18 protein-coding genes are annotated in these 14,961 nt (G+C 38.2%); 7 read left to right on the forward strand and 11 right to left on the reverse strand.

From position 1 onward, the window contains the following. Positions 1-215: 215 nt before the first annotated feature. On the forward strand, positions 216-563 hold the full coding sequence (locus HMPREF2984_RS00715) for a DUF6568 family protein (RefSeq protein ID WP_049533767.1): 348 nt from the start codon (positions 216-218) through the stop codon (positions 561-563). Positions 564-678: 115 nt separating this feature from the next. Here the strand turns inward: HMPREF2984_RS00715 and mutY are convergent, their stop codons facing one another. From mutY to HMPREF2984_RS00740, 5 genes are all read right to left on the reverse strand, one after another. Further along, positions 679-1,848, reverse strand: a complete 1,170-nt coding sequence (gene mutY, locus HMPREF2984_RS00720) for an A/G-specific adenine glycosylase (RefSeq protein ID WP_049533764.1) — start codon at positions 1,846-1,848, stop codon at positions 679-681. A 66-nt stretch (positions 1,849-1,914) separates the two neighbouring features. Continuing rightward, positions 1,915-2,892 carry a phosphate acetyltransferase gene (gene pta, locus HMPREF2984_RS00725; RefSeq protein ID WP_070670023.1) on the reverse strand — a complete coding sequence of 326 codons (978 nt, stop codon included), beginning with the start codon at positions 2,890-2,892 and terminating at the stop codon, positions 1,915-1,917. Between the two features lie 10 nt (positions 2,893-2,902). Further along, the gene (locus tag HMPREF2984_RS00730) at positions 2,903-3,793 is read right to left on the reverse strand and encodes an RluA family pseudouridine synthase (RefSeq protein WP_059220803.1); all 891 of its coding nucleotides are present in this window, start codon (positions 3,791-3,793) and stop codon (positions 2,903-2,905) included. Continuing rightward, on the reverse strand, positions 3,790-4,608 hold the full coding sequence (locus tag HMPREF2984_RS00735; protein ID WP_003029339.1) for an NAD kinase: 819 nt from the start codon (positions 4,606-4,608) through the stop codon (positions 3,790-3,792). Before HMPREF2984_RS00735 ends, HMPREF2984_RS00730 begins: the two co-directional genes overlap by 4 nt. Beyond that, complete coding sequence (locus HMPREF2984_RS00740) at positions 4,592-5,263, reverse strand: GTP diphosphokinase (RefSeq protein ID WP_049533759.1); 672 nt, start codon at positions 5,261-5,263, stop codon at positions 4,592-4,594. The genes HMPREF2984_RS00735 and HMPREF2984_RS00740 overlap by 17 nt, the downstream gene beginning before the upstream one ends. A gap of 95 nt (positions 5,264-5,358) precedes the next feature. On the opposite strand from HMPREF2984_RS00740, the gene HMPREF2984_RS00745 reads away from it, so the two are divergent. The 6 genes from HMPREF2984_RS00745 (at position 5,359) to HMPREF2984_RS00770 (ending at position 9,977) form a co-directional block, all read left to right on the forward strand. Beyond that, positions 5,359-5,919 carry a CYTH domain-containing protein gene (locus tag HMPREF2984_RS00745; RefSeq protein WP_049533757.1) on the forward strand — a complete coding sequence of 187 codons (561 nt, stop codon included), beginning with the start codon at positions 5,359-5,361 and terminating at the stop codon, positions 5,917-5,919. An 83-nt stretch (positions 5,920-6,002) separates the two neighbouring features. Beyond that, positions 6,003-6,962 (forward strand): ribose-phosphate diphosphokinase, encoded by a 960-nt coding sequence (locus HMPREF2984_RS00750; protein ID WP_049533856.1) that lies wholly within the window; start codon positions 6,003-6,005, stop codon positions 6,960-6,962. A gap of 9 nt (positions 6,963-6,971) precedes the next feature. Beyond that, positions 6,972-8,087 carry a cysteine desulfurase family protein gene (locus tag HMPREF2984_RS00755; protein ID WP_070670025.1) on the forward strand — a complete coding sequence of 372 codons (1,116 nt, stop codon included), beginning with the start codon at positions 6,972-6,974 and terminating at the stop codon, positions 8,085-8,087. A 5-nt stretch (positions 8,088-8,092) separates the two neighbouring features. Continuing rightward, a complete protein-coding gene (locus tag HMPREF2984_RS00760) occupies positions 8,093-8,440 on the forward strand; it encodes a DUF1831 domain-containing protein (protein WP_070670027.1) in 348 nt (115 codons plus the stop codon). Between the two features lie 172 nt (positions 8,441-8,612). Then, positions 8,613-9,257 (forward strand): redox-sensing transcriptional repressor Rex, encoded by a 645-nt coding sequence (locus HMPREF2984_RS00765; RefSeq protein ID WP_070670029.1) that lies wholly within the window; start codon positions 8,613-8,615, stop codon positions 9,255-9,257. 27 nt (positions 9,258-9,284) lie between these two features. Continuing rightward, on the forward strand, positions 9,285-9,977 hold the full coding sequence (locus HMPREF2984_RS00770) for a gamma-glutamyl-gamma-aminobutyrate hydrolase family protein (RefSeq protein ID WP_003029325.1): 693 nt from the start codon (positions 9,285-9,287) through the stop codon (positions 9,975-9,977). Here HMPREF2984_RS00770 and radC read toward each other — a convergent pair. The 6 genes from radC to pstC all read right to left on the reverse strand — a co-directional run bounded on the left by radC (position 9,974) and on the right by pstC (position 14,959). Then, on the reverse strand, positions 9,974-10,654 hold the full coding sequence (gene radC / locus HMPREF2984_RS00775; RefSeq protein ID WP_003024167.1) for a RadC family protein: 681 nt from the start codon (positions 10,652-10,654) through the stop codon (positions 9,974-9,976). The two genes, HMPREF2984_RS00770 and radC, sit on opposite strands and share 4 nt — an antisense overlap. A gap of 86 nt (positions 10,655-10,740) precedes the next feature. After that, positions 10,741-11,394 (reverse strand): phosphate signaling complex protein PhoU, encoded by a 654-nt coding sequence (phoU, locus tag HMPREF2984_RS00780; protein WP_049533751.1) that lies wholly within the window; start codon positions 11,392-11,394, stop codon positions 10,741-10,743. 163 nt (positions 11,395-11,557) lie between these two features. Next, on the reverse strand, positions 11,558-12,316 hold the full coding sequence (pstB, locus tag HMPREF2984_RS00785) for a phosphate ABC transporter ATP-binding protein PstB (RefSeq protein ID WP_003029320.1): 759 nt from the start codon (positions 12,314-12,316) through the stop codon (positions 11,558-11,560). Between the two features lie 42 nt (positions 12,317-12,358). Beyond that, entirely contained in the window at positions 12,359-13,162 is an 804-nt protein-coding gene (gene pstB / locus HMPREF2984_RS00790) for a phosphate ABC transporter ATP-binding protein PstB (RefSeq protein WP_003029316.1), read from the reverse strand. 11 nt (positions 13,163-13,173) lie between these two features. Further along, positions 13,174-14,058 carry a phosphate ABC transporter permease PstA gene (gene pstA / locus HMPREF2984_RS00795; RefSeq protein ID WP_059220808.1) on the reverse strand — a complete coding sequence of 295 codons (885 nt, stop codon included), beginning with the start codon at positions 14,056-14,058 and terminating at the stop codon, positions 13,174-13,176. Continuing rightward, the gene (pstC, locus tag HMPREF2984_RS00800) at positions 14,048-14,959 is read right to left on the reverse strand and encodes a phosphate ABC transporter permease subunit PstC (RefSeq protein ID WP_003042518.1); all 912 of its coding nucleotides are present in this window, start codon (positions 14,957-14,959) and stop codon (positions 14,048-14,050) included. The genes pstA and pstC overlap by 11 nt, the downstream gene beginning before the upstream one ends. Between the last annotated feature and the right edge of the window lie 2 nt (positions 14,960-14,961).

Raw genomic sequence — 14,961 nt, forward strand, 5'->3', positions numbered from 1 at the left:
CTTTTTAACATTTGCTCAACGTTACAGGGGAGACTATACAAAATAGCTGGGAAACATTTTATAGCGGAGTCTTGAGATAAGAGGATGACAATTAAAATTTTCAGTTTCTAGTTCTGTTTCACTTCTCTTTCAATATTTTACATTTCATTTCAAATCTCTGCATTATTTTCCTATTTGTGGCATACTAGAATGAGCAAAAGAAATGAGGTTATTTTATGGATAATTTTACGCAAGATATCAAAGATTTAGAAGTCACGACTGTAGAACGTGCCCGACAAGCCATTGAGAATAAAGAAAACGCAACTTTTTTCATTGGGCGTAAAACGTGCCCTTACTGTCGTAAATTCGCCACTACGCTAGCTAGTGTTGTCGCTGAAACCCAAGCATACATTTTCTTTATCAACAGTGAGGAACCTAGTGAACTGGAAGAACTCCAAGCTTTTCGTTCCGAATATGGAATCCCAACTGTGCCAGGATTTTTACACACAGAGAATAGCCAAGTAGCTGTCCGTTGTGACTCTTCTATGACGGCTGAGGAAATCAAGTCATTCGCTAACTTATAAAAATGAAGCTGGAATTAAAATTTCCAGCTTCAAAGTATATTATAAACTAACTAAGCAGTAACTTTTTACTATCACCAAACGAGGCAGAGATCATATCGTCCCTGTCTCTTAATATTTAATTTCCTTTTAATTTTCCTTTTTGAAAGGCTTGCCACATCTTTTGCTGAGGTTTAGCAAATGGATAGTTGTCAAATTCATCAGGATGCAACCATAAAACTTGTTCCTGTTTAGGCATTTCCGTAGCATTTACTACCTGACCATAAAGCAAACGAATCTGCCACTTGCGATGACTGAACACATGTTGAATTGTCGGAAAAGCTTGCTCCTGCCAATTCACTACCACATCATAATCCTGCTCAAAGCTTTCTTGAGGAGATAATTCAATTGCAACTTGATTTTCTGCTACTTCAAAAAGGGATAACTGTTCATCATCCGAAAATTCGTCTACTTCAATCAAAGGAAAGTGCCAAAATCCTGATAAAAGACTGCTTGCTTCATTTTTCTCTAAAAGAAATTCTCCTTGATTATTCTGGATAATCAAACCATACAAATAAACTGGAATAGGTTTTTTCTTAGGAGCTTTGATAGGGTATCTATCCATTGTTCCATGTAAGTAAGCAGCACTAAATTCCCTTACTGGACTGTCCTCAGGTCTAGGGTTGACAGGCGCTTCAATATCTGAGCCCAAATCCATCAAAGCTTGGTTGAAATCTCCCGGTCTTTGGGGGTCAATCAGAATTTCCATCATCGCTTGAAAAACCTTTCGGTTAGCAGGGACACCAATATCCAAATTCACCTCAAATAAACGGCTCAGGACCCGCATAACATTCCCATCAACCGCTGGCTCAGGCAAGCCAAAAGCAATACTTGCAATAGCTCCTGCTGTATAAGGACCAATTCCTTTCAGACTAGAAATCTCCTCGTAAGTGTGAGGAAACTCGCCACTAAAATCTGTCATAATCTGCTGAGCAGCCTGTTGCATATTGCGTACTCGCGAATAGTAACCTAGCCCCTCCCAAGCTTTAAGCAAACGTTCTTCTGAAGCCATTGCTAAATCTTTAATTGTCGGAAACCAGGCTAAAAAACGCTCATAGTAAGGAATAACCGTATCTACCCGTGTTTGCTGAAGCATAATTTCTGAAATCCAGATATGATAAGGATTGCTGCTTCTCCGCCAAGGTAAATCGCGCTTATTTTCATCATACCAAGCTAATAATTTTTGGCGAAAAGAGATAATCTTTTCATCCTCCCACATCTCAATCCCATATTTTTTCAAATCTAACATAGCTTTAGTATAACACAAAATAAAAAGAGAACCCAGAACTTGAATTCTGGATTCTGTCTTGGCTTTCTAATAATGACCAACTGCTTGGCTGGCAGTAATCAATGTTAATTTATAAACATCATCAGCATTGCATCCACGGGAAAGGTCGTTTACTGGGTGGTTCAATCCTTGCAAAATAGGACCGACTGCTGAAAAGCCACCGAGGCGCTCTGCCATTTTATAACTGATATTTCCAGCTTCAATACCAGGAAATACAAAGACAGTCGCTTGACCAGCTACATTGCTTCCAGGAGCTTTTAACTCTGCCGTTTTAGGCACAAAAGCTGCATCAAATTGTAATTCTCCGTCAATAGCCAAATCTGGTCGCATTTCTTGCGCAAGTTTCGTTGCTTCGACGACTTTATCAACCTTTTCACCAAATCCAGAACCTTTAGTTGAATAGCTCAGCATCGCCACTTTAGGGTCAATGTCAAAGATTTGCGCGGTCAAGGCAGAGTTAATAGCAATTTCTGCTAATGTTTTAGCATCTGGGTCAATATTGATTGCACAATCACTGAAAACATAGCGTTCATCACCGCGAACCATGAGAAAGGCACCAGATGTGCGAGAAACCCAAGGAAGTGTTTTAATAATTTGAAGAGCTGGACGAACCGTGCTTGCTGTAGAATGAATCGCACCAGAAACCATACCTTGCACTTTACCAAGATAAACAAGCATGACACCAAAATAATTGACGTCCTCTTTCAATAATTTACGCGCTTCGTCTTCTGTGATTTTTCCTTTACGGCGTTCTACAAAAGCTACAACCATTTCTTCAAAGCATGAACAATTTTGAGGGTCAATGACTTCATAACCTTCTGTCACACCTTCAATTTCAAGGTAAATACGAATTTTTTCAGGATTTCCCAATAAAACAGGTGTGATACTTGTTTCCTTTACCAAACGTTTAGTAGCTTGAAGAATACGTGGTTCTTCACCTTCTGGTAAGACAATCTTCACTTCTTTGCCTTGCAATGTTTCACGAATTGTTTCAAAAATTTTCATGTTTTACTCCTTACTTATTGCTTAATTTTTGAATGACTGTTTGAAAATCTTTCGGAAGAGGACTTGATTTATTCACAACTTCCTCATGGAATGGATTGTAAAAACGCAATGAATGACAATGAAGTGCTTGCCGCGTTATTCCGTCAGTCATGCTCCCACCATATAAATCATCTCCCAAGAGCGGAAAACCAATATAAGAAAAATGAACCCTAATCTGGTGTGTCCGTCCTGTATGAAGGTGAATATCCACGAGATAAATGTCATCATACTGCGCTAAAACTTTATAACTCGTATGAGCATATTTTCCATTTTTTGCTACACAGCGAGTAATGATACTACTACCTTCACGCGCTATGGGAGCAATAATATCTCCTTCTGGCTTTAACGGTGCCGAACCCTTGACCAAAGCATAATAATGCTTCTCAATGACTTTCTTTTGCAACTGCTTGTCCAATCTTGCATGAGCATAACCGTGCTTTGCAAACAACATCAGACCACTCGTATCACGGTCTAAACGAGTCACAATATGAATCTGCTGATTTTCATAATGATTCGCAATGTAATAAGCCTTCACAAAATTAGCCATTGTATTGGAATGATTCACGCTAGGAATACTGGCTACGCCTGCCGGCTTGTTCAAAATCAGAAAATGTTCATCTTCGTAGACAATTTCTAAATCTTTCTCTACAGCTTGCAAACTGCCAAAACCTTCTTCTGCAGGAATATCGACGGCAACTTTGTCGCCAATATCTAACAAATAAATGGCATTTTGCTTTTTACCGTTTACCTGAATATCCCCACCAGAAAACTTTATTTTTGCAAGCAAACTTTTGGAAATTTCATGTTTTTTTAGAAATGTTTTGACTTTCACATGCTCATCTGCGATAAATTCAAACCTCATTCCTCCACCTCGCCAATAAAGGCATCTTTGACACGATTCCAGAAGCTCGTATGACTCGGTGTAGCAAGAAAGTTAATCTTATGTTGATCAATTTGAAATTCAATTTTAGAAATATTGTTTATCATAAAATTTTGATTGTCAATCGAAATCGCATGTCGGTCATTCCAAGTCGGCACAATTTCAATTTTATCTTTCTTAGGGACAATAATTGAGGAGCCCAAGGTCCGAAACACACGATTGTTCAAGCTTGCAACTTCTGCAATCTGAAGAGCTTCGATGGTTGGGTGCAGAACAGCTCCACCCAACGATTTATTGTAAGCTGTGCTTCCTGTCGGAGTTGATACTGAAATGCCGTCACCACGAAAGCGCTCAAAATGCACTTGATTGATAATGATATCAGCGACCATTGTTCGTCCAGAACGCTTGACCGTCGCCTCGTTCAACGCACGTTTTATACAAATCTCATTATTTCCGTGGAAAATTTTCACATTCAAAATCGGATAAGACACCTTTGCGCCTGTGTCTAATTTTAAATTATCGATTAGTTTGTCCAACTCAAAATCTCGATAATCTGTATAAAAGCCCAAATGTCCTGTGTGAACGCCAACAAAGCGAACTTTGTCTAGCTGATCTTCATAATTGTGAAATGCTGACAAAAGCATCCCGTCGCCACCAATTGAAATGACAATATCAGGATTATTATCATTCAAAATAAAGTGATTTTGTTTTAGTTTCTGTTTCAATTGGCGACAAATTTCCTGACTTTGCCGTCTGCGATTACTGATAATCCCTATTCTTTTACCTGTATTCTTCATCTGTATCGTCACTATTTCCTACGCCATCATTCAATTTGCGACTAATTGGGTCAAATAAAGCTTGTGCCTCTTGAATATCATCACGAATTTTTCCCATTTCTTCGTCTAATTGATAGGCGATTTTTGCTGTAATTTCCAAACGTTTCTTAATTTCATCTGGAAACTCACCTTTGTATTTATAATTCAGCGAATGTTCAATTGTTGCCCAAAAATTCATGGACAGAGTACGAATTTGAATTTCTGCTAAAATCGTTTTGCTCCCATTGATGGTATCAACGGGGTATTCAATAATAACATGGTAACTGCGATAACCACTAGCTTTACGATTTTTAATATAGTCTCTCTCTTGAATAATCCGCATATCATGACGTTTTCGCAAAACATCCAAAACTTCTTCTACATCATCCACAAATTGGACCATTACGCGCAAACCAGCTATATCTTGCATATCTTGTGCCAGATTTTCTTCTTTAATTCCACGCAAAGCCATTTTTTCTTTGATGCTTTCTATCGGTTTTACACGCCCCGTTACAAATTCAATCGGAGAATGCTGCTTTTGTTTTCGGTATTGTTTGCGAATCCCGCGCAGTTTGATTTTCAACTCACCAACCGCTTGAATATAAGGATCCAGGAACTCTTCCCATCCTACTTCCATACTATCACCTTGTCATTTTACTTATTTTTTTATAAAATAAACACAATACTTATTATAACATAAATCGCTTTCAAACAAAAGAAAAGGATTGGGAAATGAATCACCTGGAAATTGAATACAAAACACTTCTGACAAAAAATGAGTACCAACAGCTGTTACCGCTGTTTTCAGATATAACAGCTACCAAACAGACAAACTACTATATTGACACAGCCGACTTTTCAATCCGAGATGCAAAAATGGCACTACGCGTCCGTGCTTTTGAAAATCGTGCCGAATTAACTTTGAAAATTCCACAACAGGTCGGTAATATGGAATACAATCAATCTCTCACTTTAGAAGAGTGTCACACACTCATCAATACATGTGTGCTACCTGAAGGAGAAATACGCATACTGCTGACTCACGCTGCTATCAATCTCGATGAACTAAAGGTGCTGGGGAGCTTAACAACTATTCGCTATGGAAAAGAAACCACTATTGGCTTAATGGCACTTGATGAGAATCATTATTTTGACAAAACAGACTACGAATTAGAGCTAGAAGTGATAGATGCTGAAATGGGTAAAGAACAATTTGACTACTTTTTACAAGCTCATCATATCCATTATAAATATGCAAAACCTAAAGTTGCAAGATTTGCTCAAAACTTATGAATAAAAAGCTGAAATTTTACTTATTTTTTGATAAAATGGAGTGTAGAAATCAAAAGGAGTCTTAATAAGTTATCATGGATATACTGACGGATAAAGCACAGATGAAGTTGTTTGCACTAAATTCCAATCACGATATTGCCGAAAAAATCGCTAAAGCTGCTGGTGTGCCTCTTGGCAAACTTTCATCACGTCAATTTTCGGACGGAGAAATTCAAGTAAACATCGAGGAAAGTGTGCGTGGCTTTGATGTATTTATCATTCAATCAACAAGTTTTCCTGTCAATAATCATTTGATGGAACTTCTCATCATGGTGGATGCTTGCAATCGCGCCAGCGCTAATTCTGTCAATGTTGTGATGCCATATTTTGGCTATGCTCGTCAAGACCGTACAGCCGCTCCTCGCGAACCAATTACAGCCAAGCTCGTAGCGAATATGCTAGTAAAGGCAGGAGTTGATCGTGTTCTAACCCTAGATTTACATGCCGTCCAAGTTCAAGGCTTCTTTGATATCCCTGTTGATAATCTTTACACCGTTCCTCTTTTTGCCAAACATTACTGCGAAAAAGGCTTGTCTGGCGAGGACGTAGTTGTGGTCAGTCCCAAAAACTCTGGTGTTAAACGTGCTAGAAGCTTAGCAGAACATTTAGATGCTCCAATTGCGATTATTGACTATGCACAAGACGATTCTCATCGTAACGAAGGATATATTATCGGAGATGTTGCTGGCAAAAAAGCTATTCTCATTGATGATATTTTAAATACCGGACGTACCTTTGCGGAAGCTTCAAAAATCGTTGAACGTGAAGGTGCAACAGAGATTTATGCAGTTTCTAGTCATGGTTTATTTGTTGAGGGAGCTGCTGAAAAGTTAGACAATGCCCCAATCAAAGAAATTCTAGTAACCGACTCAGTTGCAACCAAAGAAAAAACTCCGAAAAATGTTCAATACATTACTGCAAGTGAGCTAATCGGAGATGCAATCGTTCGTATTCATAAAAGAAAACCAGTTAGTCCTCTCTTTGCTTACAATAAAAAGAAATAAGGAGAAATCTTGATTTATTTCGATAATGCAGCAACAACTCCCATGTCAAAAGCTGCTATTACTGCTATGACACAGGTTATGGAAAATACCTTCGGCAATCCATCTAGCATTCATAGCCCCGGAAGAGCTGCTAGCAAAATTCTTCGTGAAGCCCGACAAGAGCTTGCTGAACTGCTTCATACTAATAGTCAACATATCATCTTTACATCTGGTGGGACAGAAAGTAACAATACAGCCATAAAAGGATATGCCTTAGCCCATCAAGATCAAGGAAAACACATTATTACTACTGCTATTGAGCATCATTCGGTTCTTGAAACGATTGAATATCTGGTAGGTAAGTTTGGCTTTGAAGCGACTTATATCCAACCCCAAAATGGAGAAATCACAGCTCAGCAGATAAAAGAAGCTCTTAGAGAGGATACTATACTTGTCTCCACTATGTATGCCAATAATGAAACAGGCTATATGCTTCCAGTCAAAGAAATTGCTGAAGTTTTGAAACATCATCCCGCTGCTTATCATGTGGATGCTGTGCAAGTTATAGGTAAATTACCTGTGTATCCTGAAGAACTAGGAATTGACTTCATGAGTGCATCAGCTCATAAATTTCACGGTCCTAAAGGAGTCGGCTTCTTGTACTTCAATCATGTAAAATTTGACAAATTTTTACATGGTGGAGATCAAGAGGATAAAAGGCGTGCAGGAACTGAGAATTTAGCGGCTATTGCCGGTATGGTTGCGGCTCTAAAAGAGAGCCTCAATTGCTACCAAGAAAACATGGAACATGTTGAAAGTTTGAAACAGCAACTTCTCTCTGAACTTGACGGAATCCATTACTATATAAATAATGATTCACACCTACTTCCCTATGTCGTAAATCTTGGCTTTCTAAATCAGGCTAACGATTTATTGCTCATGCGTTTAGACTTGGCTGGAATCTCTATCTCAACTGGCTCTGCTTGTACGGCCGGAACGGTTGAGCCAAGTCATGTGCTTAAAGCTTTTTATGGTAGCGATTCAGAACGCTTAAGGGAATCTATTCGCATTAGTTTCTCGGAGCAAAATACTTCAGAAGAAGTTCGACAATTTACTACAACATTAAAAGAAATTTTAGGAGGATAAAATAGATGGCTTTTCAGACCACTATTCACTTAAAAGACTGCCCCTACAGTTACTCTCTTGGAGAAAATGTAAAAAAATTTACTTTGCGTGATAACACATTTGCCGAAACAAAAGTCGGAAATTACGAATTAACACGCTTATTAGAAAATGTTCCCAATAGTGGAGACGGCTTTTTGTTGAAAATCATTATCAACAAAAACCTTTCAGGTGCAAAAATCAACATCACAGACAAATCTGGCCTTCGGTTAGTGAATATTTTTAAATCAGAAGACAATCACATCATTCAAGAAAAGTTTTATTTCTTAATGGATAGCTTGGTAGAACGTGGTATTTTCACTAAACAAGAACAATAAACAAATAGCTTAAAAACTCATTTTTAAATCATCAGTAAAACAATAAAGAGTAGGAAACAAGCCAAAAATCTTTGATTTTCTTGATTTTGTCCTACTCCTTTTCTATTTTTATCAAATAAGTTGATTTTTTCACAAACTTTCTATAAAATAGTCTTTGAAAGGATGTGATTTTGTGAAATCTGAAAATAATACAACCATTCCACGCGCAACTGCTAAAAGGCTCTCTCTGTATTATCGGATTTTCAAACGATTTAATTCCGAAAAAATTGACAAAGCCAATTCAAAACAAATCGCAGATGCGATCGGGATTGATTCTGCAACTGTCCGTCGAGATTTTTCTTATTTTGGCGAATTAGGTCGTCGTGGATATGGTTATGATGTAAAAAAACTCATGAATTTTTTTGCTGACTTACTTCATGACAATTCCATTACCAATGTGATGTTAGTTGGTATCGGTAACATGGGACATGCTTTGCTCCACTACCGTTTCCACGAACGGAACAAAATGAAGATTATTATGGCATTTGATACAGATGATCATCCTGAAGTTGGGACTACTACAAATGACGGGATTCCTATTTATGGCATTTCACAAATCAATAACAAATTAAAAGGTGTGGATGTTAAAACAGCTATTTTAACAGTTCCTAGTGCAAAAGCGCAAGAAGTTGCAACTGTTCTTGTGGAGGCTGGTGTAAAAGGTATTCTCAGTTTTTCTCCTGTTCACTTAACCGTTCCAAAAGATGTTGTTGTTCAATATGTTGATTTGACAAGTGAGCTACAAACACTCCTTTATTTTATGAAAAAAGAGCATTAAGTAATTAGAAAGAGCAGACATTTATTTATGAAGAGACCTATTATCGGCATTACTGGAAATGAAAGACCAAACCCTGAAGATGAATTTGCCATCATGAGTTATGCTGCTAAGGGATTTGTAGAGGGCGTAAAAGAAGTTGGTGGAACTCCTATCATATTGCCGATTGGAGATGCAGATATGGCACGGCGCTACATCCAGATGATTGACAAACTTATCCTAACGGGTGGGCAAAATGTATCACCACAATTCTATGGCGAAGAAAAAACAATTGACAGTGATGATTACTATTTGGAACGTGATTTGTTTGAATTAGCCTTAATCCATGAAGCTATCCAACAACAAAAACCAATTTTTACCGTTTGCCGCGGTACGCAATTGTTTAATGTTGCAATGGGCGGAACTCTTTATCAAGATATTGAGCACCATTGGCAAGACAGTTCTGCTGAATATACTACTCAAAAACTAGTCACTAAATCCGATTCTGTTTTGGAAAAAATTTACGGCGAAGTATCTCATATCAACTCTTTCCATCATCAGAGTATCAAAGATTTAGCAGAAAATGTCGAAGTCATTGCCCGTGATCCGAAAGACAACACCATTGAAGCCATTACAACAACTGATGAAATCGCTTATCTGGGAGTCCAGTGGCATCCAGAATTCTTATTTGAAACACGCCCTAAAGATCGAATGCTATTTGACTATGTTGTCAATAGACTTTAAATCAAGTCTGTTTCTTCGCGATAACTATAATAATCTTTCTCTGCGACGATGAGATGATCCAGTAAGATGAAGCCCATTAGCTCACACGCTTCTTTTACATGTTTGGTCACTTCATCGTCATTTTTGCTTGGCAGTACAGCTCCTGATGGATGATTGTGCACCAAAATAATGGATGTCGCCATGTGTTTCACAGCATAATGCAGAATTTCTCGTGGTTCTGCAATACTGCGTGACACACTACCAATAAAAATCGTCTGCTGATGAATAATTTTGTTTTGAGTATTCAAATATAAAGCTACAAGGTGTTCCTGCTTCTTATGCCCCAATTCCTGTTGCATTTTTTTCGCTAACTTTTGACTACCTAAAATTTGCTCTTGCGTAATCAATTCTGCCTTACTGACTCGTTGGCCTAATTCAATCATGGCTTGCAATTCAATAGCTTTGATACGACCAATTCCAGAGATTGATTGCAATTCTTGTAGCGTCATATTGCGCAAATCATTCAAACTAGAAATAGTTGATAAAATCCGTTGAGAAACTTGAAAAACAGTTTCTTTTTTATTGCCTGTGCGGATAAGAATGGATAACAATTCTTGATTGCTCAATTGTTCTGCACCTTCTGCGACTAAACGTTCCCTTGGCAACAAAGAATCTTCCTGAAATGAAATACTATACATAAAAAACCTCCTCATATCCTTATTCGGAAAAAGAAGAGGAAAATAAAAAATCTGAGAAATGATTCTCAAATTTTTTAAGTTAGTATTTACATTTCAACAATTTTACCTGTTTCAAAGTAAACAACCCATTCACAGATATTTTTAGCGTAATCACCAATGCGTTCTAAGTACGAAATAACTTGGAAGTAATCACGACCTGTAACAATCAAATCTGGATTTGCCTTAATTTCTTGTGTAGCTAAATCGCGAATATCATCAAAATACTGATTGATTTTCTCATCCATAGCTGCTATTTCGTAAGCCTTGTCCACATCGCCATTAAGGTAAAGATCAAGTGCTGCTTCCACAAAATTTTTGACATCGCGTCCCATTTTGCTGATTTCTTCCTCAACAGACTGGATGCGAACTTCTCCTTTCATGCGAATCGTTGCCTGTGCAATGGAAACAGCGTGGTCGCCCATTCTTTCCACATCACTACTAGCCTTCAAAACTGTAATAACGGTTCGTAAGTCTTGCGAAACAGGCTGCTGCAAAGCAATGATTTCCAGAGATTTTTTCTCCAACTTTACTTCATATTCATTCACTTCTGCGTCTTCTTCGATTACTTCTTTTGCTAATTCACGGTCGTGGGTCACAAATGCACGAACTGTGCGATTAATCTGTGACAAAACTTCATTTCCCATTGCATAAAATTGGTTATGGAGTTTTGCTAAGTCTTCTTCAAATTGTACTCTAAGCATAAATTTTCCTTTCCTAAGATCTAAAGAATTTTATACGAAAATCCATCTTTTTACATAATTCTTGTCTACAAGTATATGTGCATTTTATATATAAATATATAGAGAATTAGTAGTCGCCAAAACATTGGAATAGCCATAATATTGTAGTGACCAATTACAATCTCTAACCAAACTTGCCTGTGATATAATCTTCCGTTTCCTTATGAATCGGACTGAGGAACATCTCTTTCGTGGCATTAAACTCAATCAAATCGCCATTTAGGAAGAAAGCAGTCTTGTCTGAAATACGACTAGCCTGTTGCATTGAGCGGGTCACGAGTAACATTGTATATTGATCTTTCAGTCCATGAAGTGTTTCTTCAATTTTTCCTGCAGAAATGGGATCAAGTGCCGACGTTGGCTCATCTAAAAGAATGATTTTCGGACTCGTTGCTAAAACGCGAGCCACACAAACACGTTGTTGCTGACCGCCTGACAAGCCAATCGCTGAATCATGTAAACGATCTTTTACTTCATCCCAAATGGATGCTCCCTTTAGTGAAGTTTCAACAACTTCATCTAACACTTCTTTGTCCTTGACACCATTGATCCGCAAACCATAAACAACATTTTCATAAATCGTCATTGGAAATGGATTGGGCTGTTGAAAAACCATTCCAATTTCTTTGCGAAGCTCCACCGTATCTGTCCGTGGGCTGTAAATATTGTGCCCATTATAAATTACAGTGCCTGTCGTTGTCACCTCTGGATTTAAATCTCCCATGCGATTGATTGCCTTTAAAAGGGTTGATTTTCCTGATCCAGAAGGACCAATCAAAGCGGTAATCTCCTGCGGTAGTATATCTAATGATACACTATTGAGAGCTTTCTTTTTATTATAATAAACCGACAAGTCCTTGATTTGTAAAATAGGTTCTGTCATTCTGATAGTCCTTTAATTAATTCTAATTAATCAGCAATTTTCTTAGCCAAAATGACCAGAAACATAGTCATTCGTAGACTGCAACTTAGCATTTTGGAAAACATTGGCTGTTTCATCATATTCAATTAAATCACCAAGATAGAAGAAACCGGTATAGTCACTAGCACGTGCCGCCTGCTGCATGCTGTGGGTCACGATGATAATCGTATAGTTCTTCTTCAACTCTAACATCGTTTCTTCTAACTGCGCGGTTGCAATTGGATCAAGTGCAGAAGCAGGTTCATCCATTAGAAGTATTTCTGGCTTCACGGAAATGGCTCTGGCAATGCAGAGACGTTGCTGCTGACCGCCTGATAACATCAAAGCAGATTTATGAAGGTCATCCTTTACTTGTTCCCACAGAGCCGCTTGTTTTAGAGATGTTTCTACAATTTCATCTAAGATTTTCTTATCCTTAACACCGGCACGTTCATGCGCAAAGGTGATGTTGCGGTAAACAGATTTGGCAAAAGGATTTGGTCTTTGAAAGACCATTCCGATATGTTTCCGCATTTCATAGACATTGATATCTGGACGGTTAATATCAATTCCTTCATACCAGATCTCACCAGTAACCTTAGCAATGTCAATCGTATCATTCATCCGATTCAAGCTGCGAAGATAGGTTGATTTACCAGAACCTGAAGGCCCGATAAGAGCTGTAATCTTATTTTTCTTGAACTGCATATCAACCCCTTTAATGGATTCGTTTTTACCATAGTAAACGTGCAAATCCTTCGTTGATAAAACAACCTCTTCCTCAGGAAAAGTAACAATATGTTTTTCATTCCAGTTATATTCTGTCATTTCTTCTCCTTTTAGGCAGATGTTAATTTCTTATGCAGGTAACTTCCGAGCTTACGAGCTCCAAGGTTAAAGATTAAAATAAAGATAAGAAGCACTGCTGCTGACCCAGCTGACACTTCTACTGCATCGGGAATCGTTCCTTCACTATTGACTTTCCAAATATGAACAGCCAAAGTTTCAGCTTGACGAAAAACAGAAATTGGACTAGTTACACTGAAAATATTCCAATTTGACCAGTCAAGTGCTGGGGCAGACTGACCTGCTGTATAGATAAGCGCAGCAGCTTCCCCAAAAATACGACCAGAAGCTAGGACAATCCCCGTCACAATACTTGGTAATGCTTCTGGAACGACGACATGGACAATCGTTTCCCAGCGAGAAATGCCAAGAGCAAGTCCAGCTTCACGCTGTGTGTGATGCACATGCTGTAAGCTATCTTCTACACTACGTGTCATCTGTGGCAAATTAAATACAGTTAAAGCCAGAGCACCAGAAATGATTGAAAAACCATATTGGAATTGAATAACAAAAATCAAATATCCAAAGAGACCGACAACAACGGAAGGCAAAGATGATAAAATTTCAATACAAGTTCTGACAAAATCTGTTACCAGGCCTTTCTTCGCATATTCAGATAAGTAAATTCCTGCTCCCATTGATAAAGGAATGGAAATAATCAAGGTAATAACTAACAAAAACAATGAGTTATAAAGCTGAATTCCAATTCCTCCACCCGCTTGGTATGAAGACGATTGACCAGTCAAGAATTTCCACGAAACATGAGGTAAGCCCCTTACTAAGATATACAAAATCAAGGAAGCGAGAATAGCAACAATGATTCCTGCAATGGTATAGAGGACGCCTGTTGCTAATTTATCCATTTTTTTAGCGTGCATAGTTCTTCTTACCTCTTTCCTTTGTAATCAATTTAATCACAGTATTGAAGGCTAAACTCATCAAAAGCAGAACCAGAGCAAGCGACCACAGAACGTTATTATTAACAGTTCCCATAACGGTATTTCCGATTCCCATTGTTAAAATAGAAGTCAAGGTTGCAGCAGGTGTTGTCAGAGAAGTTGGGATAACCGCTGAATTTCCGACAACCATTTGAATCGCCAAAGCTTCACCAAAGGCACGAGCCATTCCAAAGACAATAGCTGTAAAAATACCTGAGCGAGCTGCTTTTAGCGTCACACGCCAAATCGTTTGCCAACGAGTCGCTCCCATTGCCATACTAGCTTCTCGATAATGCCGCGGTACAGCACGCAGGCTATCTGTTGTCATAAAGGTCACCGTTGGTAAAATCATGACAAAGAGAACAAAAATCCCTGACAAGATTCCAAAACCTGTTCCACCAAAGATACTGCGAACAAAGGGAACAACTACCTGTAATCCAATAAATCCATACACAACTGATGGAATTCCGACTAGAAGTTCAATCGCTGGTTGCAGAATTTTTGAGCCTTTAGGGGAGACCTCCGTCATAAAAACAGCTGCTCCAATTGCAAATGGTGTTGCCAATAAAGCTGATAGGAGAGTTACGAGGAAAGAGCCCAAAATCATTGGTAAAGCACCGAATTCCTTACCGGATGGATTCCACCTTATTCCAAAAAGAAAACTGAAGATGTTTACTTTATTAACAAAGAAAGTCGAAAGTCCTTTCTCCGCTACAAATAATAAAATCATTGCGACGACAAAAACAATTAAACTCATGCAAAGAAAAGTAATGGTTTTTCCAAATGTTTCTAAACGAGAGTTTTTTGACTTTGTCAGCATTTTTTTTGCTACTTCGTTCATGT

It is taken from the genome of Streptococcus sp. HMSC066E07 (genome assembly GCF_001814695.1).
In the GTDB taxonomy this organism is placed as follows: domain Bacteria; phylum Bacillota; class Bacilli; order Lactobacillales; family Streptococcaceae; genus Streptococcus; species Streptococcus hominis.